The 25,329-nt window shown below is 40.7% G+C and carries 18 protein-coding genes; 10 read left to right on the top strand and 8 right to left on the bottom strand.

All coding sequences use genetic code 11. The features are described from left to right. Positions 1-2: 2 nt before the first annotated feature. Genes J3L18_RS05655 through J3L18_RS05645 form a run of 3 tightly spaced genes read left to right on the top strand, consistent with a single transcriptional unit; the run spans position 3 to position 2,789 of the window. The gene (locus tag J3L18_RS05655; protein ID WP_129567622.1) at positions 3-1,445 is read left to right on the top strand and encodes an N-acetylneuraminate synthase family protein; all 1,443 of its coding nucleotides are present in this window, start codon (positions 3-5) and stop codon (positions 1,443-1,445) included. After that, a complete protein-coding gene (locus J3L18_RS05650) occupies positions 1,445-2,404 on the top strand; it encodes a sterol desaturase family protein (protein ID WP_129567621.1) in 960 nt (319 codons plus the stop codon). The genes J3L18_RS05655 and J3L18_RS05650 overlap by 1 nt, the downstream gene beginning before the upstream one ends. Before the next feature lie 7 nt (positions 2,405-2,411). Then, positions 2,412-2,789: a DMT family transporter gene (locus J3L18_RS05645; protein ID WP_208102497.1), complete on the top strand. Its 378-nt coding sequence runs from the start codon at positions 2,412-2,414 to the stop codon at positions 2,787-2,789. Here the strand turns inward: J3L18_RS05645 and J3L18_RS05640 are convergent. Further along, positions 2,728-3,717 carry a PD40 domain-containing protein gene (locus J3L18_RS05640; RefSeq protein ID WP_129567620.1) on the bottom strand — a complete coding sequence of 330 codons (990 nt, stop codon included), beginning with the start codon at positions 3,715-3,717 and terminating at the stop codon, positions 2,728-2,730. The two genes, J3L18_RS05645 and J3L18_RS05640, sit on opposite strands and share 62 nt — an antisense overlap. Positions 3,718-3,900: 183 nt before the next feature. On the opposite strand from J3L18_RS05640, the gene J3L18_RS05635 reads away from it, so the two are divergent. After that, a complete protein-coding gene (locus J3L18_RS05635; protein ID WP_129567619.1) occupies positions 3,901-4,329 on the top strand; it encodes a PepSY-like domain-containing protein in 429 nt (142 codons plus the stop codon). 246 nt (positions 4,330-4,575) lie between these two features. Next, positions 4,576-7,116, top strand: a complete 2,541-nt coding sequence (locus tag J3L18_RS05630; RefSeq protein WP_129567618.1) for a DUF5686 and carboxypeptidase-like regulatory domain-containing protein — start codon at positions 4,576-4,578, stop codon at positions 7,114-7,116. Between the two features lie 21 nt (positions 7,117-7,137). On the opposite strand, the gene J3L18_RS05625 is transcribed toward J3L18_RS05630, so the two are convergent. The 5 genes from J3L18_RS05625 to J3L18_RS05605 form a co-directional block, all read right to left on the bottom strand. Further along, positions 7,138-7,755 (bottom strand): outer membrane beta-barrel protein, encoded by a 618-nt coding sequence (locus tag J3L18_RS05625; protein WP_112654402.1) that lies wholly within the window; start codon positions 7,753-7,755, stop codon positions 7,138-7,140. Between the two features lie 4 nt (positions 7,756-7,759). After that, positions 7,760-8,572: a sterol desaturase family protein gene (locus J3L18_RS05620; protein WP_129567617.1), complete on the bottom strand. Its 813-nt coding sequence runs from the start codon at positions 8,570-8,572 to the stop codon at positions 7,760-7,762. Between the two features lie 367 nt (positions 8,573-8,939). Further along, positions 8,940-9,494 (bottom strand): histidine phosphatase family protein, encoded by a 555-nt coding sequence (locus J3L18_RS05615; RefSeq protein WP_129567616.1) that lies wholly within the window; start codon positions 9,492-9,494, stop codon positions 8,940-8,942. A 69-nt stretch (positions 9,495-9,563) separates the two neighbouring features. Further along, positions 9,564-10,991 carry a hypothetical protein gene (locus J3L18_RS05610; protein ID WP_112654405.1) on the bottom strand — a complete coding sequence of 476 codons (1,428 nt, stop codon included), beginning with the start codon at positions 10,989-10,991 and terminating at the stop codon, positions 9,564-9,566. Positions 10,992-11,002: 11 nt separating this feature from the next. Further along, positions 11,003-13,831 carry a TonB-dependent receptor gene (locus J3L18_RS05605; RefSeq protein ID WP_129567615.1) on the bottom strand — a complete coding sequence of 943 codons (2,829 nt, stop codon included), beginning with the start codon at positions 13,829-13,831 and terminating at the stop codon, positions 11,003-11,005. Positions 13,832-14,332: 501 nt separating this feature from the next. Between J3L18_RS05605 and fbp the strand changes: the two genes are divergently transcribed. Then, positions 14,333-15,385, top strand: a complete 1,053-nt coding sequence (gene fbp / locus J3L18_RS05600) for a class 1 fructose-bisphosphatase (protein ID WP_129567614.1) — start codon at positions 14,333-14,335, stop codon at positions 15,383-15,385. A gap of 362 nt (positions 15,386-15,747) precedes the next feature. Beyond that, positions 15,748-17,157, top strand: a complete 1,410-nt coding sequence (locus tag J3L18_RS05595; RefSeq protein ID WP_091162547.1) for a pectate lyase family protein — start codon at positions 15,748-15,750, stop codon at positions 17,155-17,157. Between the two features lie 97 nt (positions 17,158-17,254). On the opposite strand, the gene J3L18_RS05590 is transcribed toward J3L18_RS05595, so the two are convergent. Both J3L18_RS05590 and J3L18_RS05585 read right to left on the bottom strand, forming a co-directional pair. Beyond that, the gene (locus J3L18_RS05590; protein WP_129567613.1) at positions 17,255-18,238 is read right to left on the bottom strand and encodes a hypothetical protein; all 984 of its coding nucleotides are present in this window, start codon (positions 18,236-18,238) and stop codon (positions 17,255-17,257) included. Between the two features lie 3 nt (positions 18,239-18,241). Beyond that, complete coding sequence (locus J3L18_RS05585; RefSeq protein ID WP_129567612.1) at positions 18,242-19,672, bottom strand: MBOAT family O-acyltransferase; 1,431 nt, start codon at positions 19,670-19,672, stop codon at positions 18,242-18,244. A 395-nt stretch (positions 19,673-20,067) separates the two neighbouring features. On the opposite strand from J3L18_RS05585, the gene glmS reads away from it, so the two are divergent. The 3 genes from glmS to J3L18_RS05570 all read left to right on the top strand — a co-directional run bounded on the left by glmS (position 20,068) and on the right by J3L18_RS05570 (position 25,324). Further along, positions 20,068-21,906 (top strand): glutamine--fructose-6-phosphate transaminase (isomerizing), encoded by a 1,839-nt coding sequence (gene glmS / locus J3L18_RS05580; RefSeq protein ID WP_129567611.1) that lies wholly within the window; start codon positions 20,068-20,070, stop codon positions 21,904-21,906. 402 nt (positions 21,907-22,308) lie between these two features. Further along, complete coding sequence (locus J3L18_RS05575) at positions 22,309-22,977, top strand: polysaccharide biosynthesis/export family protein (protein WP_223266065.1); 669 nt, start codon at positions 22,309-22,311, stop codon at positions 22,975-22,977. Positions 22,978-23,011: 34 nt separating this feature from the next. Continuing rightward, positions 23,012-25,324 (top strand): GumC family protein, encoded by a 2,313-nt coding sequence (locus J3L18_RS05570; protein ID WP_129567610.1) that lies wholly within the window; start codon positions 23,012-23,014, stop codon positions 25,322-25,324. Positions 25,325-25,329: the final 5 nt, after the last annotated feature.

The following is a 25,329-nucleotide window of genomic DNA, read 5'->3' as shown; positions in this document are numbered from 1 at the left end:
TTATGAACGAGATTTTAAAACAAAAAGCGGCCGGCATTAAATTATTGCTTACCGACAACGATGGGGTTTTAACAGATGCCGGAGTATACTACAATCATGACGGCGAGCTTTTAAAAAAATTCAGCATGCGCGATGGTATGGGGGTTGAACGCCTTCGCAAATTTGCTGATGTAAATACTGGTATTGTTACCGGCGAAAACTCGCCGTCAGTAATTAAAAGAGCAGAAAAATTACACATTACCGAACTGCATTTAGGTACAAAAGATAAAGTAGCTGCTTTTAAAGAAATTTGCAGCCGCTTAGAGCTGCAACCTACCGAAGTTGCTTTTATCGGCGATGATTACAACGACCTGGAAGTGATGAAGCTGGCTGGCCTTACCGCCTCTCCTGCCGATGCTTTACCGCACGTTAAAGCTCAGGTAGACTTCGTAAGTTCATTAAATGGTGGCGATGGGTGCTTCCGTGAATTTGCCGAACTGATTATCGAAGCCAAAAACGATAAATATTTAGCGGGTAAAAGAAATGCTACCATCACTTTACAAAACGGCCGGGTAATTGGCAAAGGCCAGCCAAGCTATATCATTGCCGAAATTGGCATTAACCACAACGGTTCACTTGAAATTTGTAAGAAATTAATTGATGAGGCTGTAGCAGCTAAAGCCGATGCGGTTAAATTTCAAAAACGCACACCTGAAATTTGCGTGCCGCGCGATCAGTGGGAAATTATGCGTGATACCCCATGGGGCCGCATCACCTATATCGACTACAAACGTAAAACCGAATTTGGCATAGCCGAATATGCAACCATTGACCAATATTGCAAAAAAGTAGGTATCGACTGGTTTGTATCTGCCTGGGACGCACCGTCTGTCGACTTTATGGAACAGTTTGATACCATCCTTTACAAACTGGCGTCGGCGTCATTAACCGACTTTGCCCTGATCCAGCGTATCCTTGAAACCGGCAAACCGTTAATGCTTTCAACCGGTATGTCGACCATGAAAGAGATCGAAACAACTATGGATTATATCAATGCCTTTGATGAAAACTATCCACTGTTTATTGCTCATTCAACTTCAGCTTATCCATGCCCTCCGCATGAGCTTAACCTTAAAATGATCCAGACGCTGGAGAATAAATATCCGGGCATCCCTATCGGCTATTCGGGCCACGAAACAGGTTTGGCAACTACCGTAGGTGCAGTAGCTATGGGCGCTACCTTTGTTGAGCGCCACTTTACGCTCGACCGTGCCATGTGGGGATCTGACCACGCTGCTTCTGTTGAGCCTCAGGGTTTACAACGTTTAGTGCGCGACATCAGGGATGTTGAAACGGCAGCTGGTGACGGTGAAAAACGTGTTTACGAATCAGAACTTGCACCAATGAAACGTTTAAGGGTAAACATCAGCGACGAATATAAAGAGAAACCAAGCGTTAAATCATAATGTCTCCGGAAAAACTAACCACCATAATTACATCTATTATCCTTTTTTGCTGGATAGGATTCATCATTGCCTGGGAACGAATATCGCCTTACAGAAAAGGCTTGAAATTTTTCAGGGAAGGGTTTTGGATTGATTTGGTGTGGTATACACTGATACAAAGTTATTTTTTAAAAATCCTCATTTTCGATTATATCATTAAGCCTTTAGAGGCGCATTTTGATCTGTCGCATCTGCATTTAATAAGTAACTGGCCTGTAACATTGCAAGTATTGTTTTTCCTGTTTACGCATGACCTTTATATTTATTTGTTTCACCGCTTTCAGCACTCCAATAAATTTTTCTGGCGTATTCATGAGGCGCACCACTCGGGCAAGGAGGTTGACTTTTTAGCCGGTTCGCGTTCGCATATCATGGAGATCATCATTAATCAAACCATTGAGTTTGCACCTATCATTTTGTTAGGTGCAAACCCAATAGTTATACCGATAAAAGCTATGTTAGATGCCATGTTTGGCATGTTTATACACGGCAATATTAAGGTAAACATGGGCAAGCTTAAGTACATCATTAACTCGCCCCAATTGCATTTATGGCACCATGCCAATTACCAGGAAGTTTTTCACGCCAACTTCGCAACCAAGTTTTCATTTTGGGATTACCTGTTCGGCACCGCTTACGATCCTGGCCACAAGCCTGGCAACAAGCCCGAAAACTGGGGCCTTTATTATGATTACCCCAAAGATTACTTTTTACAGCATGCATTCAGCGTAAAACGCTTCGATGAAAAAACGCTGCTCAAATACCGCTGGTTTAACTGGTATTATCACCTGCGGCCACGGTTTATGAATTGGATGAAAACTTTACTTCCTGTTAAAATAAACAACACACCTAAATTGGAGATTGAGCAGCAACCCGTTACCTTAGTATCCGAACAAGAAAACGTACTACAACAAAACTAACAACATATTGGCCTGGCTATATATTTTAATCGCAGCCGCATTTGAAGCGGCCTGGACATTCTCGCTAAAATTCATGAAATTCAGCGATTTGAAGGCACTTCGTCTTAACTCTGTATTAAGTCTGCAACATGGCCTGCCTGTTTGGTTACCTTTTGTTGGCTATATTGTTTTTGGCATCGGCAATATCTATTTCTTCTCATTGGCTATAAAACTGGTGCCAACCGCCGTAGCATATGCTGTATGGACAGCGGTAACCCTTATCCTGATCAAATTAGTAGAGGTTTCGTTTTTAAATCAGCGCCTCTCCTACGTGGAAATATTTTTCATGCTACTGATAATGACAGGTGTTTTAGGTTTGAAATTTTATGGGCCGGAAATAAAGTAAGCTTGGCGAGTAATTTACCCAACGCCTCCTTTTTTAGTTTTGCCTTCAACGTATCAAACCTTACCCAGTAAAGGCAACAATCCTTTTCGCTGGTGCCCTTGGTATAAATCAGGTATTTACCATCAGGAGTAACATATTCGCCCCAGCGGTGGGCATCACTATCATTAATCAGCGCACCAAGGTTTAACGGCGCTGTCCAGCTATGATCCGGCTTACGAAAAGTGATCCCGAGCTCACATTCGTAATCTGGCTTTTCCTTATAGCTGATGATCATGTATGACTCATCGGGCGCTACATAGAAATCGCCGTCGAATGCCGGTGTATTGATAACCGGTCCTAAGCTTTTAATAACTGTATCTGTTTTGGAGATGGTAAGCGTGCAGAAATCGTAAGTACTATAGTCCCTTACGTTGCCCTTATCACCGTTACTACCTACATAAAAAGTTCTGCTATTGGTCGGCATAAAATTGTAAAGGCCATAACCCTTTTTCAGAAATACAGATGGATCTGTCCAACCGTCTTTGTTGCGATGTGATATCCAAACATATGAATGTTTACCATCGCCTTTGCCTGCAAAGTACATGCTCCTGCCATCAACAGAAAAAGTTGGTGTGCTATAATCATAGTTAAGTACAAAAGGGCCTTGCCATCTGTTATCATCATATTTAAAATAACGGATCTTATTACCTTTTGCATTAAACCAGTGCATGGAGTTGCCGTAATAGAACTCCTTACCATTTGCAGAAAAGGCCGACCGCCCCATGGCTATGCCACTATCGGGCACCAACATTTGTTTAGCAAAAACACGGGGAGTATCATTGGGACGCGGCTGTCCAAGGTAAGCGTCCTTGTTATTGAAAAAATTGCTTTGAGCGCTTACACAGCTATAAAAGCAGCACAACACAAGCAGGAAAATTAAAATTCTCATGGTAAAATGGTTATGTTTATTTTATTGGATTTACTATCTGCAAAACAAAGTTAGCGGTGGTTAATTACAAACACCGGTTCAAACCCATTCAAGTTTGTTTCAATTAAAATCAAGCTGTTTTGCCTGTACCATATTCCTCCAGATTGCTCTCTTAAATTAGTGTAAATCAAAATAAAAGCACTTATGAAAAAGGCCATTTTATTATCCGCAACTGCCTGCCTGTTCAGTATCGGAATTGCAGCAAAAGCAGCCAACACATTAGATGTTCCGGCAGCTGTGAAACAAAGCCTCGCCAAAAAATATCCAAATGCAACCAAAGTAACCTGGGAAAAAGAGAAAGGAAATTATGAAGCCAACTGGGGAGGCAAATCGGGCGAGGATACTTCGGTAACTTTTATGCCATCGGGCGAATTTGTTGAGGAAGTGGATGCGATACCGGTTAACCAACTACCTCCTGCTGTTTTTGAATATGTTAAAACTAATTATAAAGGCACAAAAATTAAAGAAGCCGGGCGTGTAACCAATGCAGCAGGCAAAAAAATGTTTGAGGCAGAAATAAAAGGGAAAGACCTATTATTTGACGAAAGCGGAAAGTTTATTAAAATTGATTAAATATGGCTGTCAAAATCATGTTAATCTTAAAATAATACTATCTTTTGTAACAATTCAAATTTAATTTGTACGTTTAAAACAATTGAAAAGCCTATTCCGGGCACACGCCCGGAATATGAATAAAACTAAACACTTTTTGTACCCTTAATCTACCACAATTTGCTATCCTCTTTTGAGATTTATTCCCGAACGTCAAACTCAACAAGACTGCTATTCTCTAATCTTTTAACTCCATTGCTTATCCTTATGTTGTTTCCGTTGTGCAGCACAGCACAACAACCAGACAGCGTTAAAAAACCATCAGCTCAGGTAATAACGAGCATTAAAGGACAAGTGGTAGATGACGCCTCCGGGCAACCGCTTCCGGGTATTAATGTTAAAGTTGTTGGCGGCAGGTACGGAACCATTGCAGATCCGGACGGGAAATTTGAGTTAAACGCCCCGGGAGCTTTTACACATGTTACCTTCTCTTATATTGGCTATCAGACCGTTACAAAAGTGATTAAACCTGGACTGGTAAACGTTCTGCACATCAGGTTACATGATAGTCAAACCCAGCTTAAAGAAGTTAAGGTTGTTTCCGGAAAGAAACAACGATACCGTAATAAAGGCAACCCGGCGGTTGAGCTTATCCAGCAGGTGATCGACCATAAAAAGCAAAACCGCATGGAAAGCGCCGATTACCTGCAATACGACCAGTATGAGCGCATCAATCTGTCATTTATCGACGTTCCTTCTAAACTGATGAACAGCCGTTATTTTAAGATGTACAAGTTTATGCTTGATACTGTAAAAGATAACGGGCAAACCCAGGTGTTGCTCCCCGCTTATCTCAGCGAAAAACAATATCAAAACTATTATCGCAAAAATCCGGCTAAATCTATCCAGGTACTTAAAGCGCAAAAAGAAGCCAACATCCTTAAATTTATTGATACGGCAGGCCTTGATGTTTATATGAACCGCCTTTACGGTAATGTAATTGATATTTATGATAACAATGTTTTTATCATCACCAACCAGTTCCTGAGCCCTATTGCAGATCACTCGCCCAATTATTACAAATTTTTTATTACTGACACCATACAAACAGCCAAAGAAAAACTGATTGAACTAAGCTTTACACCGCGTACCAAAGGCGACTTGCTTTTTGAAGGTAAATTGCTTGTAAGTATGACGGGCAACTATGCCGTCCGAGGCTGTGAACTTAATGTGAACAAACAGATCAATATTAACTTCATGCGAACGCTCAAGATCACGCTTGATTTTGAGCAAAACCCTAACGGCCGGTATTTTTTAAGCAAAAGCGATGTTAAAGCCGATTTCGGCATTTTAAAAAACAAAGGCCTTGGGTTAATGGGCGAACGAACGGTAATTTTCTCTAACTATATAGCAGACAAACCGCTTCCCGCCGCATTTTATGAGGGCAAAGAATTGCAGATAGCTCCCGATGCAGACAAGCCCGACACCTCATACTGGGCTCATAACCGGCCGGATACACTGTCCGATCATCAGTCAAAGATGTACCCCCGCATCTCGCGGTTAGAAAAAATGCCGCAATTTAAACGGGCAACCTGGTTTGCAGCTACGTTTACCGGAGGTTATGCCAAGGCGGGCCCGGTGCTGATAGGCCCCATTGGCACATTTTATTCCCGGGACAGCCAGGAAGGCTCCCGCTTTCAGATTGGCGGACGTACCACCACCGATTTAAGCAAATCAATTTATTTTGAAGGATTTGGCGCCTATGGTACTCGCGATAAGGCTTATAAATACAATATCGCAACTTTCTATTCATTCAATAAAACACCTTTTTACCGCTACCCTAATGACTACCTTAAGGCAAGCTATTTAAATGATGTTAATGTACCAGGCAGGGACCTTTCTACTATCAATCAGCAAGCCGCGCTTGCATCGTTTTCAACAGGAAAAACAATATACTGGCTTTATAGTAAGATTGCCAAAATTGAATATGTAAAGGACTTTGAAAACCATTTTTCGTTCGATCTCGCGTTTAGAAACTGGAACCAGCGCCCCGCCGCGGCATTAGTGTTTCAATATAATGATGATGCCAACACTATGGTTCATGACATTACTACCAGCGAGTTGAACCTCGCTTTCAGGTATGCACCGCATGAGCAAATTTTACAGGGAACGGTATACCGCCGCACCATCTACAGCAAATACCCGATCATGAATTTGCAGATCAATCATGGCTTTAAAGGCCTGTTCAATGGTGAATATGATTTCACCAGTGTTAAAGCAAGCATTTTCAAACGGTTTTACCTGTCTCAGCTTGGTTATACTGATATTACTGTACTTGGAAATTATTTAGTGGGTAAAGTGCCATTTCCACTCCTCAATCTGGCCCCGGCTAACCAGTCACTTGCCTATGATGAGGATGCCTATAACCAGCAAACTTACCTTGAGTTTGTAAGCGATCATTATGCGGGTATTAACTTAACTCATAGCTTCAGCGGCTTTTTGCTGAATAAATTCCCATTGATAAAACACCTGAAATGGAGGGAATTTCTATCAGCCAAAATACTATTCGGCGGCTTGCGCAACGAAAATAATCCACTTTATTCATCTAACTTGTTCCGGTTCCCGGTAGGTGGTAACGGGGCAAATGGCACTTATGCTTTAGGCACTAAACCTTATATAGAAGCCGGAGTGGGTATAGGTAATATCTTTAAGTTTTTGCGGATAGACGGGATCAAAAGGTTTAATTACCTTGACCATCCGGGGGCTGCGGAATATGGCGTTAAATTTAGTTTCGCCCCGGATTTTTAAGCAAACCCTTTTTATATAATATTAAAATAGCGTGGTAGTAAACCCGATGCTATAACTTACATAATCAGGATTTAAAATATACTGTGATTTAGCCTTATACAAATGGTAATAGGCCGGTTCAAATACAAGGGCAAAATGTGGTACAATGTAATATTCCAACCCTGCAGATATCTTTACCGCCGGATGTTTAGTGCTCACACTGCTTACGGTAATACCGTTTGAGTTAACAGATGTATTATTATACCCAGAGCTATTATAACCTGGCTGCAACAACGCATAAATCCCTAATCTGTTCAATTTCCGTCGATAACCTGCGCCCAAAAGAAAAAAGCTGGCAGATAGCTTTCCCTCTGTCACGTTAGTCGGAACTTCGCCGGCTTTACTTTTATATTTGTTATTTAGGGCGTCGTAGTTAAATCGAAAGAAAAAAGCATTGATATAAGCAGGGCGGTACTCAACGGCGGTATTTAAAACACTCCCCCGTTTCATACTTACCTGCTCATCTCCAGAGGGTATATTTATACCTACCCCTCCGGGAAAATAAAGCCTTGAGGTAAATTTTTCAGTTTGGGCTTTAACATGTAATGTCATTAGCAGCAGCCCCGGCAACAATAAAAAAGATGCTTTGCAAATCCTCATTCTGTTAAGTACGTTTTGAAACAAAGGGAATTTGTAAAACCTTAACAAAACTTCTGCATACGTTTTTATCAGGATGAGTATCTATCCCAAATACCGTATCTTCCGGCTTTAGCTTTCCGTAGGTGCCAAATATCCTGTCCCACACAGATAATACATCGCCATAATTGCAGTCAGTATAAGGTAACTGATAGTGATGATGAACATGGTGTATGTTGGGTGTTACAAAAATTAGCCCTAACCACTTATCCATACCATCTGATAAACGGAATTGCGTGTGTGATGTGATATTTGAAACGGTTTGAATTGTTTGTCTTAACAAAAGCAGTTCAAACGACGCTCCTGTTATTCCTATCCATAACATTAAAAAACACATTCTTAAAAAAGTTTCACCGGGGTGTTCCCTAACAGTTGTTGATACATCAAGTTTTTGATCGGTATGGTGTACAAGATGAAATTTCCATAGTACTTTAACCTTATGCATAATAACGTGGTACAGGTATTCGCAAAAGTCAAGTATAATAAACCCTATTAAGTATTTTACTAATATACTTTGGTGCAAGGGCAAGAGGTTTAACAAACCTAAATGACTTTGGGTTATCCAGGCTGCCTCAACCAATACAAACATCGTCATGAAAAGCTGCACAGGCAGCGCTGTTACAATAAATAACATATTTGTAAAGGTATGCTGCCATTTTTTGCGGACAGGTATTGCCAATATCAAACCTTCCGCAAGCCAAAGTGAAGTTATCAATCCTCCGAAAATCAATATTTGTACCGACGAGGGGTGGGTAATGAAAAAAGATTTTTTAAATTCCATGCAAAGCCTTTATCATCAATATTACAAGGACATTCTGTAGTAATTATGAACAAAGCCATTCAAACAATATCAAGAGGTTGTATCATAAATCAAATTGACGCCCCTTAGTGGCGTGTTACCTAATGAATTTAAATTTAGCCGATAATGTTTATATAAAAAGGGGGGGTGACATATTTTTACATAAAACAAACTCAATAACCTGACTATAAACCATATAAGTAAACACCAACACTAAATTGTGTTAACCCTGTTAAACCCTTTTTTGTCAGTAGAGTTAACCCAAAACTATATATCGCTTAAATATCCGAATAAGTTAAAAAAGGCAACATCACGATTTTTTTATGATACAGCCTTCTGGTTTATTAACTTAAAAATTACAATCCTTTCCAGGATCGATATTTTCTTTATCACGGGCAAAAACGGCCTCGCCATTTTTGAAAGTCACTATCCAGATGCTGTCGTAATCATCATCAGGCCATTTCAGTTTTTGCTGCTTCGCCCCTAATGAATGTACAATTGGTGCTATACCCCCATGCTCCCATACTACGAGTATGACACCTGTACGACTTTTTAAATCGGCGGCTAAACCTAACGAGTCCTTTTCCGTGCGGGAGCTGTTTACCGTTAAATTGTACTTGGCGGCAAGCGGCACAATTGTTTGAAACATCCGGGAATGTTTGGTAGCCTCTGCTAACCCCAAACCAGGCACAAATATTTTGTCAGGTACACCAAATTTAGCTGTTATTACAGCCGGTAGTTTTAACGATCTGTTTATTCCCTGGCAGTTCAGATTATCCCCTTTAAGTGGTTTTTCCGCATGACGGATAAACACAATCTTTAAATCAGCTGATTGTGCATTGACCGATAATGCTGTTAGCGACGATATGACTGATAGGCAAAGTATACAAATAAATTTTTTCATTTTTCTTGAGCGTATAAAAAAGAATAGCCGGATTAATTCCGGCTATTCCTAAAGAGTAAATATTATTATTTAGTGTTGATTCCCTGAACCATTTAACTGGTATGCACCAAGATCGGTACCTGGTAAAGTTGCGTCAGATAAGCCATAGATCTTATCAAGTGGCACTGTAATCAACGGTTTAATGGTAGTATTGCCCCTACCTATAAGCGGTGAGCTGGCCAGCAAATGAAAGTTGAAGTTCCCGATTGCGCTGTATTGGTACAATGGGTGACCAACTGTTGGAAGCGGGAAGTTCAGGAACATGGGGTTGTTTTTCTGAACAACATCACTACCGTCATAAATAGAGCCTAAAGTATAATTTGAAGGCAGGTATTTTGCAGATGTTGTGATTGATGGGATATCCGTGCTTTGTGGCTGCGTGATATAACCTGTTGGGTAAAACTGGTTAGCTACGTTTAATGAATCAGCCCATTGATAGTTATTACCGTATGAAAGGTGGGCAACATCGGCAACCGGGCTGCCTACCACACGATAGCCAAACTTACAGTTAATAGCTACGTTATTATAATACATACCCGCTGCACCTTCTTCAAAGTTGATACAACCACCACGACCGCTTTGTACCTGGCGATAACCACCGCTAACGAAGGTGTTATTATACATTACAATATTGGTTTGCGGGGCACCGGTTGCCTGACCTTTGTTTGATGCCTTTTGGCCATTGGTTGCAGTACCGATAAACATGTTATAGGCCATGGTACCTACAGTGCCGCCTTTAACATTTAAACAATCACCTCCGCTAACACCATTTTTTTCGAAAGTATTTCTGAAGATGGCTATTTTACCGGCCGAGACCCTAACCGGATCATCCACCCCACCGTACAACCAGGAGTCTTCCATGATAAAGTTGCCCCTATAGTTGGCAAATAGAATACTGTATTGATTCCCGGTACCCGAGCCTGCAATAGTTGATGTAGCTTTACCCTCTGTTAAACCGGCATATTCTACATGTGTCCATCTTAACACCAATAAATTACAGGTAGGTCCGCCAATAATGCCTTTCCATTTGCCTGAATAAGCTGGGTCAGCAGCTGCTGTAAGGCCACCGGGGGCATCGTTTTTCACAATACCAGGAACGGTGATCCAGTTTGGCTGATCTTTTGAACCGTTACTTACTAATGTTCCGAGCGCTATAAGGCTGCTCCCTGCCCCCATGTTTAACCTGACACCAGGCTGCATTAATAAAGTATCTGTTGGATTGATCACCAGGTCGCAGCCATCTTCAACAGTATAAGTTTTGCCGCTAAGCATGGTACCTTTTACCGGGATAACCGTTGAACCACTTGAGCTGCATGAAAGGGGAGCCTTATCACTTACCGGGTTTGCAGCCGGCGGCGTATAGCTGTAAATGTCCATGTGCTCACCTTTCCATTTCTGGCAACCGGAAAACGCGGCTGCCATCAGGATACAAATAACTGGGATTATATATTTTTTCATCGTTGCTTTTATTATAATTTATACCTGAAACCACCAAGGAATAGTGTTTTGTAATAGTCGCTTTGTACAAGCGTTTGACCTGCAATGTCCTGTTTGCCTAAAAACTCCTGCTGCTTTGCATCAAGACTACCATGCGGGTATTTCAAATAGATTTTGCTGGCCGCGTTGGTGATATTATTAACCTTGCCATAGAAAGAAAATCTTTTGGCGATAGTTTTTTCGAAAGAAAAATCTAACTGGTTGTAGGCATGCTGGTAAAAATCGAGGTTATAATATGGTGATACCTGCGCCAAACGCTCGCCGGTGTAAACAAAAGCCAGTTGCATATCCAAACCTAACTTCGCGCTTTTGTACAATACAGATGCGTTACCCACATGGTCTGCCTGACCTTGCAGCGGACGCGTTTGATTCACATTGGTTTGCTGTAAACCCAATGTTGGGTCATTTGAGTAAAGCAATTTGTTGGTGGTTATCCTTGAGTGGGTATAAGTATAGTTGATTGAAAAACCTATCACACCAAAGAATTTAGTAGCCAAAGCTTCAAAACCATAGTTGGTAGCATTACCCTCATCGTTTTGTGGTTTAATAACCTGATCACTCGGACCGCCATTGCGCACAACAAAGTACTCAATTGGATTATAGATCTTTTTGTAGAAAGAACCTAACAATAACTGATCGGCACCGCCAGGGAAAAACTCGTAACGTACATCGTAATTATCGGCAGTGATATGTTTTAAATATGGGTTACCTACCTGGTCATAATATTCGCCGGTAACTTTATACGGAACCTGCTCACCAAAACCCGGACGGCTGATTGCCGCAAAATAGGAAGCACGGATATTCTGATTATCTGTTAACTGATATCTTAAGTGGATGCTTGGTAATACATCGGTGTATTTGATGTTACCGCTTCTTTGCGTAACAGTTTCGGGCGATTGGGTATTGTAGGTCAAATCGGTATTTTCAATTCGCACGCCGCCTAATACCTGCAGTTTCGGCAACAGATCAAACTTAACCTGTAAATATTCGGCATTGTCATTTTCCGTTACGTGGTAGTTATTTTGCAAATCAGGGTTATTGCTACCGATACCATCGGCCGCCGATTTGAATGCAAAAGGGATTGCGTTAAAATTATTGTTAAATAAGGTTGATTTACCACCGGTTAATGAATAAGTGATATAATCAGCATCCCTCACTTTGTGGCGATATAAACCACCTGCAGAAAACTCAACATCTTTACCGGCGATTTTAGGAGTATAGATCAGGTTAGTATATGCTGAAATATCTTTATCGCGGTTATTTTCCCAATGATGATCTAACTGGGTATTGTTATCAACCTCGGCAGTAACTGCTCCTGAGTTATTGAGGGTTTTATTGGCATCATAAAAAAACTCAGTCCTATCCGGCTGGTGCCTGGTAGCTTCAGAATACACCCCATCCCAGTTTAAACGCCACTCATTGCCAAGCCAGTGGTCGCCATGCAAGGTTGAGTTATAGATATTTTGCTTAGTTAACATACTTCTGTTTGAGATGGTGATTTGCTTGCTTAAGCCGGTTGAGTTTAAGCCCAAACCAAGGGTATCAGAAGTAAAGCGCGATTCAAACTCGCTTTGATGGATATAAAGGTTGTATAACGAGATCTTGTTTTTGTCGTTAATCGCGTAATCTATTTTGTTGTGGATACCTACGCGTTCTGTTTGGGTTGAATAAGTACGGTCATAAGCATCAGAAAACTGCGGCGAGTTTGGGAGCGGGATAGCTGATGGCTGCGCGTTTGGCGTAAGCTGTTTTGAGTTAGAGCCGCGGTATATGTTCTGATAACTCGCAGATACGATAACGCCTAATTTTCTATTCAAAAACCTGTCGCCAATAGTGATACCGGCGGTTGAGCTAAAAGGAGTTGAAATATTTTTATCGCTTGTAAGCGCTTTATTGCTAAAATCGGCATAGGTAGCGGCATAGCTGTTACCATTGATTGCTGCCGGAGATTTGCCATTAGGAGATGCGCTGAAACCAACAAATGGCCTGCTTGATGAAAACAGGGTAGAAAAACCACCCGAAACGTTAGCGCTGAAAGTAAACTGGCTTGGCGCACTTTTCATCACCAGGTTCATTACACCGCCAATGGCGTCGCCTTCCATACTTGGGGTAAGGGCCTTGATCACTTCAAGCCTTTCCAGCATTTCTGAAGGGAATATATCCATAGGCACAAAACGGTATTGAGCATCCGGGCTTGGTATTTTAATACCGTTTACCAATGTTGAGTTGTAACGCTGGTCCATACCCCTGATAATGGCATAACGACCTTCGCCACTTGCCGAACGCTGAATGGTTACACCGCTAACACGCTGCAAAGCGTTAGCCACAGTAACGTCAGGCAATAACTTAATTGCATTTGCCGAAAGTACGTTGATAACCATCGGTGCATTTTTTTCAATACTGCGTACGGCGCCATCAGATTCTTTGTTTGTCTGGGCTTTAACCTGTATTTCGGTCATCTGCATATCGGCGTCCTGTAATGCTACGTTGACCGTAATCACCTCATTGGCCGACGTAATATTGCCCTCTCTAACTTTAGAAGGACCATAACCAACATAATTTACCTGTATTTTGTATGGCCCATTCTTTAAATTTTTAAAGCTATAAGCGCCATTAAGGTTAACCGCAACAAATTTGCTAACCCCATCCTGGGTTAAGTGAACTGTTGCTCCGGTAAGGGGTTCGCCGGTTTTAGTATCGGTTACCTTTCCCCTTATGGTTTGGGCATTAGCCGAAACGGAAAATAGCAGGCATATTGAAAATAAAAACAATAGCCTGTTAAGAAAGTAGGTGTATTTCATGAACAACGGGTTTAATTTTCCGCAAAGAAACCCGCTGAAAACTGGAGAAAAATTGAATAAAAGGGCCTAAAACTATTAGATAACCCAAACTTAATAAATGCTTAACACAAAAGGCCGAATTGCATTAATTACCTCCAAATTAAAATGGGCAGCTTCTATAACAAGGCGATCGTTTCAGCTTATTCGGCTTTTATTTTAGGTAGGACCAACTCATAACCTGTTGATGCTACTATCCTCAATAACAAGGTAGCTGATTGTCCCCGATTAACACGAAAGCTTAAAAATAAACAATGCTCAATTATACTAACAGGCTGTTTATCAATTAAAAATACCATTTCCACAAAACTGGTTAACCCATCAAAAACGCAAACGTTTGCGTAAATAATTAACAGCATTGTGGGTGCAATATGTAAATACCATGTTATAATTGATAATCGGTAAGTATTCTGTTAACCAAATTCTTTTAAGCTACCGGGTTAAACACATTAAACATCGAAAAATATGACGGCATTTAAAACTCTTGGACAATTTATTATTGAACGGCAAAAAGATTTTCCTTATGCAAAAGGCGAGCTTTCGCGGCTACTTCGTGATATTGGTATCGCTGCCAAGATAGTAAACAGGGAAATTAATAAAGCCGGCCTGGTAGATATTTTAGGTGATGCCGGCTCCTCCAATATTCAGGGAGAGTCACAAAAAAAGCTGGACATTTATGCCAATGAGCAGTTTATAGCAGCATTAAGAAGCGGTGGGGAATGCTGTATAGTTGTTTCGGAAGAAAATGATGAATACCTGGTTATAGATTCGGATATTTCAAAAGAAGCAAATTACGTCGTTGCGCTTGATCCTTTAGACGGATCATCCAATATCGATGTCAATGTAGGTGTAGGAACTATATTTTCTATTTACAGACGAAAATCAGACACAGGGAAACATTCCACAAACGAGGATGTATTACAGCTTGGTACCGAGCAGGTAGCTGCAGGATATGTCATTTATGGATCTTCAACGATGCTTGTATATACCACAGGCAAGGGTGTTAATGGCTTTACCCTTGATCCTTCAATCGGTGAGTTTTGCCTTTCGCACCCTAACATGACAGTTCCGGCAGCAGGAACAATTTACTCAATAAACGAAGGCAATTACATTCATTTTCCGGATGGGGTAAAAAAATATATTAAATATTGCCAAGTAGAAGATCCGGATACCAACCGACCATATACTTCCAGGTATACCGGATCGATGGTTGCGGATATGCACCGGACCTTAATAAAAGGCGGAATTTTTATTTATCCCCCTACTACAGGCGCAAAAAAGGGAAAACTGCGGCTGATTTACGAGTGTAACCCTATGGCTTATATTATTGAGCAAGCCGGTGGCAAAGCATCAGATGGATACAAAAGAATTATGGAAATTGAAGTAAGGGAACTACACCAGCGATCCTCCATATTTATTGGCTCAATGGATATGGTACTCAAAGCCGAAGAATTTATGTCATCATTTTCTCCAAAATTATTTGTGAAATCATTTGAAGGAGAAGTTAAAATTCAATAAGAATATTGAAAAAAAGCGCGATAGTGACCACGTTATGCACCAGCTTTTTGTAAAGCTGCTTTCACAATTTAATGCTTTAATTGCAAGTTAAAAATACTGGGCAAAACTTGGTTTTAAAGTGGCATAAGACAATAATAGACGAAAATTGTTTTTTCTTCTGAACTAAAATTGTCATCCAAATGTCATGAAGTGTAAAGTACTTCACAACTATACGTGTCACAAATACACATAACTTTACAGGCTCAAACAACAGAATCGACGTTTTTGAACTATTTGAGCTTTTAGTCTATATCTTTAGGAAAAAATCAACAGTAATTTTTAATATAAGACCGCGTTTCGAGGGCTTAATTAAAAATTATAACATGCAAAAAACAAAATCCTTAAAAAAAATGACTTTTGGCAGTTTGGCACTGAGCGCAATTATCCTCATCGGAAGTTGCTCCAAAAATGCAGACCAACCAGTAACCGTTCCAATTAATGATTTAAACGCCAGCAAAAGCCTGGCAACAACAGCCCCCACCGTCTACACGATGGCCACATCTTCAATCCGGTTAGATGAAGGTTACGCTTACAAATTCAGCCCCGTTCAGGTAAGCGGCGATTCAAACACGCAGCCAACAGCATCAACACTCCAACTTTATGAAAATGGTGTTGCGTTAGGTCCGGCCCATTCTCTTCACAGTGACATCAGGACCCTTGGTAAAGGTCGTTACAGCCACTGGGATACCGGATTGTATTTCTCAACTTCCGACAACAGCAGCCCTCTGACAAACGGAAGAAAGTACACTTACACCCTTACCGGTACGACTACCACTACCACAACTGCTCCAACTACAAGTACTTCAACAACAACCGCGTCAGGTTCTGTTTTGAGTACAGTATTAACCGGTTACGCTGCTGTTAATGGTACTACTACCGGTGGTAAAGGTGGTACTACAGTAACTGTAAACACACTGGCTGCGTTCAAATCTGCTGTGTCAGGCAGTTCGCCCAAGATTGTGTATGTTTCCGGTACAATTAGCGGATCAGGCTTAACTCCTGTGTATGTTGGTTCAAATACCACCATCATCGGTAAAACCGGCGCCGTTTTATCAAGCCTGAACCTTTACCTGTTTACTGTAAGCAATATCATTATCCAAAATGTTACGTTTAGAAATTACGTAACCGAATGCGGTGTTTACGTTAAATTCCAGTCGAACCACGTTTGGATTGACCATTGCGATTTTGCAACAGACCGCAGCCATGGCTGGGATTACTGGGGTAAAGACATCGGTGTAGCCGAAGGTTCTGACTACGTAACCATTTCATGGAACAAATTCCATGACACTTACCTGTCATTGCTTATTGGTTCGGTAACAAGCGATGCTGTTACAGCCAACACCGGCAAACTACACGTTACATTGCATCACAACTACTGGTACAATGTGTCTGAAAGGGAGCCAACTTTGGTATTCGGCACCATCCACATGTACAATAACTACCACTTAAACAATGATGGTTATTCCATCGGTGCAAGGTACGGTGGTACAGTAAGGACAGATAATGAATATTTCTCAGGCTGCAGGAAGCCACTTACTACTAACTTAGATGGCGACCCTGTAGGTTACTTCAGCGGTATATCAACCAACATTTATTCTAATTGCGGTGCCAACGACATCACCTCATCTTTATCAAGTTGGGTACCGTCTTACGCTTATAGTACGTTGCTTGATGCTGCTGCAAACGTTCCGGCAGTGGTAACAGCAGGTGCTGGCGTTAAAACAGTAAATTAACTAAATTATTCACCCCTATGCTAAGTGAAAGGCCGCTTTATGAATTATCATAAAAGCGGCCTTTCACTTTTTATTGATCCCGGCTCCGATACAATATTCAATTCTCACGCAGGGTTTCCTGGTTTTTACTGAAGTATTGAACGTTAGCTGCAGGGCTTAATCTTTTTTTCATAAAAGCCACGATAGTATCTGTATACAAATCGGCTCCTCTGCCGTTTAAATGCGCCCTGTCCGAATAGTATTCAGGGTTTTTAAAATATACATCGTTGGTAAAATCGTGAAAAACAACCTTGTTACTGTTACAAATACTTTTCAATTTTAAATAGGAATTCTGTTGGGTATCATCGTTATACCTTGGCGATACAAAAACAAACAATTGAATTTTTTGCCGCTTACATTTATTTATAAACAAATCCAGTGCATTTACATTATCGGCCGATATGCTGTCTGAATATGGCTTAAGCGATGTATGGGTTGAAACCCGGCTGACGTCCATTTTATTATCTAAAGGATTAAACCCCATGACAGTACTTCCTGATGATAAAAAGTAATGCTGAAATATAGAAACCACCTGGCCATTGTAGCGATATGTTTGAAGATGACTTTTTATTAGCTCCAACCGGTCTTTCTTTGCAATCATATTGCCGATAACATCCGATTGTTTTAAATAAGGCAGTAAAATGGAAAGCCTGTTCTTTTCATCTTCCTTTTCACTTAACACATTGCTGGTTACATCTAATACAACAACCTTAGGAACGTGGTGCTGTAATGCCAGTTCAAAAATTGCTGTACTATATAAAAGCCCTTCGCCATCCCGGCCGCCATTAAAACAACTTAGGTGTAAACCATCCTTTATAATCGATGAGTTATAATGATGAGAAGCTCTTGAGCTTCCCAAAACCAACACATCTTCATTTAAATTATACACAACGTGATTAGCGACAGCGTATTCGCCGGAAACCTGGTGTGTAAAAAAATAATAAAGGAACATACCGGCTGCCTGATCAACAGCCACAAAAGCCACAATCATCAATAACAACCTGATAAAAAACTTATTGCTGTTTTCTTTCAACTGCTTCATAATTTAAAACTGAAAGTAAATGAATTGTCCGCCGTCAAAAACTCCAAACAACAGGATTATAAAAACCAACCCTAAATAGGAAGCCATACGGATCCCCCAATTTTCATTGTGAAGAAACCGGAATGAATGAAGGCCGTATTCCTGCTTTATTTCGTAAAAAAACAAGGCGGCTATAGCCATCAAGTCATACAAAAAATAAGAAGGTTCGCCTATGAAAAAACCGGGTTTATAAATAAAAACACCTTTTAACAAACCCCAGGCCTGCTCTAATGATACAGCCCTGAAAAAGATCCAGCTTATAGTAACCAGGAATATTGTAAAAGATATATTTAAAAAATTGGCAAATACTCCGCTGCCTAACCCTAATTTACTTGCTGTTGCCGTCCTCCACTTCTGCGTTGCCATTCCGCAGATGAGGTAAAACCCGTGTAAAGCGCCCCAAACAATAAATGTCCAATTGGCACCATGCCACAAACCGCTGATCATAAACACGGCAAATAAATTTAAATACAACCGGCCTTTGCTAACCCGGTTGCCTCCTAAGGGGATATACACATAATCTTTAAACCACGTAGAAAGTGATATATGCCACCTGCTCCAAAACTCGCTTATGCTTTTTGCAAAATAAGGTCGTTTAAAATTTTCCATCAGTTTAAAGCCCATCACCCTGGCACTGCCTATCGCAATATCCGAGTAGCCCGAAAAGTCGCAATAGATCTGGACGGCAAAAAACAATGAAGCAAGTACAATTGTGGCCGAGCCATGTTCAGGATAATTGTTAAAAACAGTTTTTACATATAAAGATAACCTGTCGGCAACAACAACCTTTTTAAAAAAACCGATCAACATTCGTTTTAACCCTTCAGAAACATCCAGGGCATTAAAATGATGTTCGGTTTTAAATTGCGGTAACAGGTTTTGAGGACGTTCAATAGGGCCGGCAACTAATTGCGGATAAAACATTACGTATAAAGCATAAATACCGAAATGACGTTCGGCCTTTTGATGGCCCCGGTAAACTTCAATAGTATAACTCATGGCCTGAAAAGTGTGAAATGACAACCCTATCGGAAGCAGGATCTGTAAAAACGGAATTGGGTTAGTGTACCCCATCCAGTATAGCAATCCCGATAAATTGGCATTAAAAAAATTAAAATACTTAAATACCGCCAGTACGCCAATATTTGCCGTAAGACTTAATATTAACAAAAACTTCTTCTTCTTAAGGTCATTAACTTTTTCCAGGTAAATGCCCGCGGTATAGTCGATAATTATTGTAAAAAACAGGATGAGGATATAAATGGCTTTAAAGAACATATAAAAATAGCAGCTTGCTATAAGCAGCAACAGCCACCTAAATTTATGCGGCACCAGAAAATATAAAGCCGTTACCACAGGAAAAAACAGCAGAAAAGTAAATGAGTTAAATATCATCGCCAGGTTCTTTTTGGTTAATTAAACCTAACTGAAAATAAAATGATATAAAATAGCGGCACTGCGATCGTAAATCATTCTGTAAAATCAGGCAACAAACTTCACAGCCAAAATCTGATCAGCACATTGCAAGTTCAGGAATACATGCACTGTAACCCCAAAGTGAATTGATTCTCCAACCATTTGATAAAAAACCTTCAACCGGCTTATCATATAACACAACAACTAAAATGTAAAGCGATTTATATCCTTTTACAGTTTAAACGTGTAAAAAGGCGTCAGATTTACAATTTACGGGCAATTGAACTTAGCTCATACTTAATTGATAGTCAATTAAATAATTTTACTCACCAAGTAACAAATAAACTTAATTTATCATTTAAAGACCTAAAACTATGTGCGGAATTGTTGGTTACATCGGATCAAGAGATGCGTGGCCCGTTGTGTTGAACGGCCTCAAACGATTAGAATATCGTGGTTATGATAGCGCCGGTATTGCTATTATAAATAATGTAGGCTTCAGCGTTTATAAAAAGACCGGAAAAGTGGCGTGTCTTGAGGCACACACAGCAGATAAAGACAAAAGCGGGCATGTTGCAATAGGACATACCCGGTGGGCCACACATGGCGCCCCGTCTGATGCAAATTCGCATCCGCATAGTTCAAACGATAACCGCCTGCACATTATCCATAATGGGATCATCGAAAATTACCTGATCCTTAAAGAAGAACTGCTTGCTCGCGGGCACACCTTTAAAAGTGAAACAGATACCGAAATCCTGATCCACTTAATTGAGGAAATTCAAAATATCGAACAAACTGATTTACTGGAGGCTGTCCGATTGGCTTTAAATACAGTGATAGGTGCTTACGCTATAGTTATCCTGGACCGGGAAAACCCCGATCAGCTGATTGCCGCCCGAAAAGGCAGTCCATTGGTTATTGGTGTTGGCCATGGCGAATATTTTATTGCATCAGATGCCACTCCTATTATCGAGTACACCAAAAACGTAGTGTATTTAAAAGATAACGAAATAGTACAGGTTAAACCCAGTGGGCTTTTAATAAAGAAGCTTGATAATGTTGTTCAAACCCCATTGATCCAGGAGTTGGAATTAAAACTTGAATCGTTAGAAAAAGGCGGCTTTGAGCATTTTATGATGAAGGAAATCTTTGAGCAGCCGCGTTCTGTAAGGGATTGCATGCGTGGCCGCATCTTTCCGCTTGAAGGCAAGGTTGAGTTAGGTGGCATTAAACAATATACCGACAAGCTTAAAAATGCCGAGCGGATAATTATTATTGCCTGCGGTACCTCGTGGCATGCCGGCCTAACAGGCGAATACCTTATTGAAGAATACGGACGCATTAAGGTAGAAGTTGAATATGCTTCCGAATTCAGGTACCGTAATCCCATAATTACTGATAAGGATATTGTAATGGCGGTATCCCAATCGGGAGAAACTGCCGATACATTAGCCGCCATTGAGATAGCTAAAGAACGGGGTGCAACCATCCTGGGGATCTGCAATGTTGTTGGCGCTTCAATTCCGCGCGTAACTGATGCAGGAGTTTACACCCATGCCGGCCCGGAAATAGGCGTTGCCTCGACAAAAGCCTTTACAGCGCAGGTTACTGTTTTAACTTTAATTGCTTTATATATTGCACAGCACAAGGGTACTTTAACACCAGGCAGGCTCACCAATTTATTAACGGAGCTTGATACCATACCGGATAAAATACAAATGCTGCTGCAGGATAATGAATTGATTGAAGACATTGCCTGCAAAATAAAGAATGCCCCTAACTGCCTGTTCTTAGGACGTGGTTTCGGTTTCCCGGTAGCTTTGGAAGGAGCTTTAAAACTGAAGGAGATCTCCTATATCCATGCCGAAGGTTATCCCGCCGCCGAAATGAAGCACGGGCCAATCGCGTTAATTGACGAGCAGATGCCGGTGATCTTCATCGCCACAAAAAACTCATCGTATGAAAAAGTGATCAGCAATATACAGGAGGTTAAAGCCCGGAAAGGAATAGTTATAGCTATTGTTACCCGTGGTGATGTTAAAGTGAAAAACATGGCCGATTACTGCATTGAAATACCCGACGCCGACGAAGCCTTTTTACCACTGCTGGCTACTATCCCGCTACAACTTCTCTCCTATCACATAGCCGTAAAACGGGGCTGTAATGTTGATCAGCCCCGTAACCTGGCCAAATCAGTTACTGTAGAATAATTCGTAATAATTAACCAACAAACTCCTTAAAAAAAGCAGGCTCAGGTCTGCTTTTTTTTGTGCTGTTACTACTGGGTGTAACAACTGTTATATGAAAGTGTAGCCCAAAATGCCCAACTCAGATGCTTTTTTCTCAACCCTTTACACATGCCTGTATTGCTGCTTTACATGTTCTGTAAAGACTGAGATACAGGTTTACAAAAAAGCGGCAATCAGCTAAAACCGTATACTATCGATGCCCAAATAGATAAATTTGACTAACCAAATAAACCAGTTCAAAATAGTTCCCTAAACTCTCTTAAACTATTGATGATGAAAAAAATTAATATATACTGTTTCATTACAACATTGCTATTGATAACCGGATGTGCCGGAAGTCGGGATCTTGTTTACTTCAGCAACATGGCAAATACAGGTGCTGCAAACAACAATACAAACGGAACAGTAGTCATTCATCAGAAAGACATTTTAAATGTAACTGTTACCAGCTTAAACCCCGAGTCGAACATGTTGTTCAATGGCAACAAAAATGTGGGCTTAAACAATCAATCAACCCGCGGCGGATATAAAGTAAACGAAAATGGATTTGTGAATTTACCACTTATAGGTGACTATAAAATTGAAGGGCAAACCATTGAGGAAGCACAAAGCGAAATAGGTAAAAAACTATCGGCTTTTGTCAAAAGCCCGGTAGTTGACATCCAGCTGCTGAACTTTAAAATAAGCGTGATAGGCGAGGTTAACAAACCATCAACATTTATAATAACCGATGAAAATGTAAACTTACTTGAAGCATTAGGTATGGCCGGGGATATGACAGTTTATGGACGCAGGGAAAATGTATTGGTGATCCGCACAGAAAACGGACGCAGAACAATGAACCGCCTTAACCTTAATAAAGTTGAATCAATGGATTCGCCTTACTTCAACCTTAAACAAAATGATATCGTTTATGTGGAGCCCGACAAATCAAAGGCGGTTGAGTATAGCCAAAGCACGCGCTTAGCACCAATAGTAGTAGCCTCAATTTCGGCATTGGCCGTATTGGCGGCAGTACTTTTAAGAAGATAAAATACAGTTTTAGAGATACCTAAGAATAGCTGACATGGATAACAATTTTATTTTAAAAGAACCTTTGCCGGGCAACAAGTTCAGGAACAACGTTAAGCCTTATTTAAATGGCTGGTATTTATTCCTGATAAGCATGGTTATCTGTTTTGCAGCAGCCTGGACATACCTTAACTATGTTACACCGCTGTATAAAATAACAAGTACACTGCAAATCCCCGACGATAAAAAAGGCGATGGTATTTTAAAAGCTACTGCTTTCAGTGACCTGAACATGTTTCAGGAAACTAAAACCGTGGATAATGAAATGGAGGTATTGCGATCAAAAGATTTGATTTATAGCGTATTCAAAAAACTTAACCTGGAAACTTCTTATTTTGATGAAAGCGGCTTTAAAGTAAAAGAACTGTATGGTAATGAGCGGCCTTTCACCGTTACGATAAAGAGAATAGGGAAAACCGGCTATTTGAAAAAACTATATATCCAGCCATATTCACAAAGTAAGTTTTTGTTAAAAGAGGAAACCAAAACATGGATTTACAGCTATAACCAACTGGTTAATCACAAGGATTATTCCTTTAAAGTAGAAAAAGGCCCGGACCGTGCAGATAACGAAACCCCTATACTGATCCAGTTTAAAAACCTTACCGGGCTGGCAGCAGCTTACAGCGCTGGATTATTACAGGTAAACCCTGTAGTTAAAGAATCAAACACCTTAACCTTAAGCCTGGTTGATGCTGTGCCCGAAAGAGGAATTGATATTCTTAACAACATCATATCTACCTACAACGCCGAAAACGTTGTTAAGAAAAACGTTACAGCCGTAAACACCATATTATTCATTGATAAACGATTACATGATTTAGAACAGGACTTGTCCTACACCGAAGGTGACATTGAAACTTTCAAGCAAAGGAATGGAGCTGCAGAGATCAATGCAAGCACACAGGTAAATCTGACAAAATCTGCAGAATATAATCAACTGCTTGAAGAATCAAATACTCAGTTGGGTGTTGTGAATTCCATTGAAGCATATTTAAAAAACTCGGCTAACCAATATGATGCTGTACCCAGTACCATGGGATTGAAAGATCCGGCGTTAAATACACTGGTTAGCCGTTTCAACGACCTGCAATTGGAAAGGAACCGCATGCTGGGCAGCGCAAACCCTGCCAACCCTCTTATTGAAAACCTGAGCAACCAGATAGCCAGCCTTCGCGTAAATATCATGGAAAATCTCAATAATATTAAAAAAGGCTTTTCTATTAGCCACAAATTACTCAGTCAAAATTCTGCACAGTATGACTCCCGCATCCGCTCTGTCCCGTCGCTTGAACGGGGGCTTTTGCAGCGGAGCCGTGAACAGGGGGTAAAAACTAATTTATACCAGTACCTGTTGCAAAAAAGAGAAGAAACGGCGTTGTCGTTATCAGCTACAATTCCTTCATCGCAATTGATTGATAAACCTGCCGCTAATCCGATAGCTGAATTTCCTAAACAACAGCTCACCTATTTATTCGCTATTATAGCCGGGTTGTTCATACCGGGAATTTTCATCTTCCTGAAAGATAAATTTAGCCTTAAAATCAGGAATCAGTCAAGCCTGTTGAATATAAAGGGAGTAAAGATCCTGGGCGAATTATGCCATAATAATGAAGGTCAAAGCCCGGTAGTAATTTCTAACGGCAGCAATACCAACATTTCAGAACTATTCAGGTATATCAGGAGCAATATTGGCTTCCTGAACCAGGGAACGCAGCACAAAACGATGCTTGTTACATCGTCTATGAAAGGCGAAGGCAAAACCTTTTTTAGCATCAACCTGGGCTTAACGCTTGCCATGCTCAATAAACGCGTATTAATTATGGAGTTTGATTTGCGTAAGCCCGATTTGCTTAAAAATATCAACATGGAGCAAACCAAAGGCATTACAGATTTTTTAATGGGTGACACCAATTCACCGGCCGAATGCATCCAGGCCTATAATGAATCAGATAACCTTTTTGTAATGGGGAGCGGTAGTAAAGCAATTAACCCTGCCGAGCTATTGTCAGATAAACGGCTTGACCTGCTTTTTAACTGGTGCAAAACTGAGTTTGATTATATCGTACTTGACACATCGCCTGTTGGTGCCGTTGCCGACGCTTTTAGCCTGGCCAAATACGCCGAGTTGAGTATTTATATTGTACGGTATAACTATACTAATACCGAGCAATTAAGTATCCTCAGAGATATTTATGATAATGATAAACTAAATAACCTTATGGTAGTGTTTAACGATGCGAAAAAAGAAAACCGGGAGGCCTATGCCTATGGCGGTTATGGATACGCATCAGCATATGGCAGTTGATAACC

It is taken from the genome of Mucilaginibacter gossypii, from assembly GCF_017569325.2.
In the GTDB taxonomy this organism is placed as follows: Bacteria; Bacteroidota; Bacteroidia; order Sphingobacteriales; family Sphingobacteriaceae; genus Mucilaginibacter; species Mucilaginibacter gossypii.
The sequence above is the reverse complement of the archived record's forward strand: the minus strand, read 5'-3'. Positions and strand labels throughout refer to the sequence as shown.